The following is a 2,845-nucleotide window of genomic DNA, read 5'->3' as shown; positions in this document are numbered from 1 at the left end:
GCCGGGGCCTCGCTCGCGCGCTGCTCGCGCAGCGCCTCGGCGAGCCGGGCGACCTGGGAGAGCGGGGCGGCGAACAGGCCGACCGCGCCAGCCAGGGAGCCCTTCATCGCGCCGGCGAGCTTCGCCAGCAGGATCTCCCGGGACTCGAGGTCCGCGAGCTTGCGGATCTCGTCCGCGGACATCGCCTTGCCCTCGACGATGCCGCCCTTGACGACGAGCGCGGGGTTCGCCTTGGCGAAGTCGCGCAGCCCCTTCGCCGCCTCGACCGGGTCGCCGGAGACGAAGGCGACGGCGGTCGGGCCGACGAACAGGTCGTCCAGCCCGGTGACGCCGGCCTGCTCGGCCGCGATCTTGGTCAGGGTGTTCTTGACGACCGCGTAGCGGGCGCCGGCGCCGAGGGTGCGGCGCAGCTCGGTGAGCTGGCTCACCGACAGACCGCGGTACTCCGTGAGCACCGCGGCGGTCGAGGACCGGAAGTCCTCGGCGATCTCCGCCACCGCGGCGGCTTTCTCAGGTGTCGCCATGGGGCTCCTTCGGGGGTGTCGGCCGGCCACCCGATCAGCCCCGAGAGACGACAAACGCCCCGGCGCAGGCGCACGGGGCGGGAGGAGCAGACTTCCCGCGGCGGCGCCAGGGTCGGCACCGACGGAGGTAGTTCCGCCGTCCTTCGCTTTCCGTCACCTACGCGGGCCGCCCGGGGAGATCGGGCCTTCGGCCGTCCTTCCGGGTGAACAGGCCCGGAGATGACGGCGACCAGCGGTCTTCGGCGTGAAAGGTGGTTACTGCTCAGTGTACGCGAGCGTTCATGGTCGCGACCTGCTGGCCAGCCAGCCGGTCGCGACCGACGCGGAACTCAGGCCGCGACGTCTTCGAACAGGTTGCGGGTGCGGTTCGGGTCGACCGGGATGCCGGGGCCCATCGTGGTGGCAAAGGTGATCTTCCGGAGGTACCGGCCCTTCGCCGCCGACGGCTTCACCCGGACGATCTCGTCGAGGGCCGCCGTGTAGTTCTCGATGAGCTGGGCGTCGGAAAAGCTCGCCTTGCCGATGACGATGTGCAGGTTGCCCTGCTTGTCGACCCGGAAGTTGATCTTACCACCCTTGATGTCGCCGACCGCCTTGGCGATGTCCAGGGTGACCGTGCCGGTCTTCGGGTTCGGCATCAGGCCGCGCGGGCCGAGGATGCGCGCGATGCGACCGACCTTGGCCATCTGGTCCGGCGTCGCGACGGTGGCGTCGAAGTCCAGGAAGCCCTCCTGGATGCGGGCGACCAGGTCGTCGCTGCCGACGATGTCCGCGCCGGCGGCGGTGGCCTCAGCGGCCTTCTCCCCCGCGGCGAAGACGGCGACCCGGGGCGACTTTCCGGTGCCGTGCGGCAGGTTCACCGTGCCACGGACCATCTGGTCGGCCTTGCGCGGGTCGACGCCCAGCCGGATCGCGACCTCGACGGTTGCGTCGTACTTCGTCGACGTCGTCCCCTGCGCCAGCCGGACGGCCTCCAGCGGGCTGTAGAGATTGTCCGGGTTGATCTTCTCGGCGGCGGCGCGATACGCCTTGCTGCGCTTCATGCTGTCTCCTCGTGGTGCCGGCGGACGGGCAGGAGGCGTTCCCCTTGGCGGCCAGCCCGCGTACGGGCCGACGGGGTCGCCGCTGACCGCCCTCCCACGGCGTCGGTTCGGTGCTGCGGGCGGTGCGGTACTACGGGTGGTGCGGTGGTGCGAGCCGGGTGAACTAGTCGCCGACCGTGATGCCCATGGAGCGGGCGGTCCCGGCGATGATCTTCTCGGCAGCCTCGATCGTCGTGGCGTTGAGATCGGGCAGCTTCGTCTGGGCGATCTCGCGCACCTGGGCGGTGGTCAGCTTGGCGACCTTGTCCCGGTGCGGCGTGCCACTGCCCTTCTCGACCCCGGCGGCCTTGAGGATCAGGCGCGCGGCCGGCGGCGTCTTCGTGACGAAGGTGAACGAGCGGTCGTCGAACACGGAGATCTCGACCGGCACGACATTGCCAGTCTGCGACTCGGTGGCGGCGTTGTACTGCTTGCAGAACTCCATGATGTTCACGCCGTGCTGACCCAGCGCAGGGCCGACCGGCGGCGCCGGCGTGGCCTTGCCGGCGTTGATCTGGAGCTTGATGATCGCGGTGATCTTCTTTTTCTTGGGCGGCATGTGCTCGTCTTCCTACCGGGGTTCTACGGACCGAATCAGATCTTGGCGACCTGATTGAACTGCAGCTCGACGGGCGTCTCCCGACCGAAGATCGAGACCAGCACCTTCAGCCGCTGGGCGTCGAGGTTGATCTCGCTGATGGTCGCGGGGAGCGTGGCGAAGGGGCCGTCCATGACGGTGACCGACTCCCCGACCTCGAACTCCTGGACCCGAACGGTCTCGACCTTCTTCTCCTTCGGCGCTGCCGGGGCGAGGATCGACATGACCTCCTCGCGACGCAGCGGCGAGGGCCGGTTGGTCAGACCCACGAACCCGGTCACACCCGGAGTGTTGCGGACCGCGGACCAGGACTGGTCGGTGAGGTCCATCCGGACGTAGATGTAACCCGGGTACTTCTTCTGCAGGACCAGTTGCCGCTTGCCGTTCTTGACGACCGGGACCTCCTCGGTCGGCACCTCGATCTGGAAGATGTAGTCCTCCATGTTGAGGCTGGAGATCCGGGTCTCGAGGTTGGTCTTCACCTTGTTCTCGTAGCCCGCGTACGAGTGCACGACGTACCAGTCGCCCGGTGCGTCCTCGATCGCGCGGCGCAGGTCGGCCTCGTCGTCGCTCTCCTCCGGCGCCGCGGCGACAGGCGCGCTGGCGGCGACGGCGGGCGTCGACTCCGCGGCGGCGGGTGC

At 69.4% G+C, this 2,845-nt stretch carries 4 protein-coding genes; all 4 read right to left on the bottom strand.

Annotated features, from left to right (window positions below; genetic code table 11):
• Nucleotides 1-524 (bottom strand): 50S ribosomal protein L10 (rplJ, locus tag MXD58_RS24360; protein WP_250610008.1); only part of this gene is annotated, 524 nt, incomplete at its 3' end.
• A 329-nt stretch (nt 525-853) separates the two neighbouring features.
• A complete protein-coding gene (gene rplA, locus MXD58_RS24355; RefSeq protein WP_248838691.1) occupies nt 854-1,567 on the bottom strand; it encodes a 50S ribosomal protein L1 in 714 nt (237 codons plus the stop codon).
• Nucleotides 1,568-1,730: 163 nt separating this feature from the next.
• The gene (gene rplK / locus MXD58_RS24350) at nt 1,731-2,165 is read right to left on the bottom strand and encodes a 50S ribosomal protein L11 (RefSeq protein WP_248838690.1); all 435 of its coding nucleotides are present in this window, start codon (nt 2,163-2,165) and stop codon (nt 1,731-1,733) included.
• Between the two features lie 35 nt (nt 2,166-2,200).
• On the bottom strand, nt 2,201-2,845 hold a 645-nt coding region (gene nusG, locus MXD58_RS24345), incomplete at its 5' end, for a transcription termination/antitermination protein NusG (RefSeq protein WP_250610007.1).

It is taken from the genome of Frankia sp. AgKG'84/4 (assembly GCF_023242965.2).
Taxonomy (GTDB): Bacteria; Actinomycetota; Actinomycetes; order Frankiales; family Frankiaceae; genus Frankia.
This window is presented reverse-complemented; position numbering and strand designations above follow the sequence as displayed.

Coding starts and splice junctions, on each gene's coding strand:
- rplA (WP_248838691.1), bottom strand. CDS start 1,567: ATGAAGCGCAGCAAGGCGTATCGCGCCGCCGCCGAGAAGATCAACCCG.
- rplK (WP_248838690.1), bottom strand. CDS start 2,165: ATGCCGCCCAAGAAAAAGAAGATCACCGCGATCATCAAGCTCCAGATC.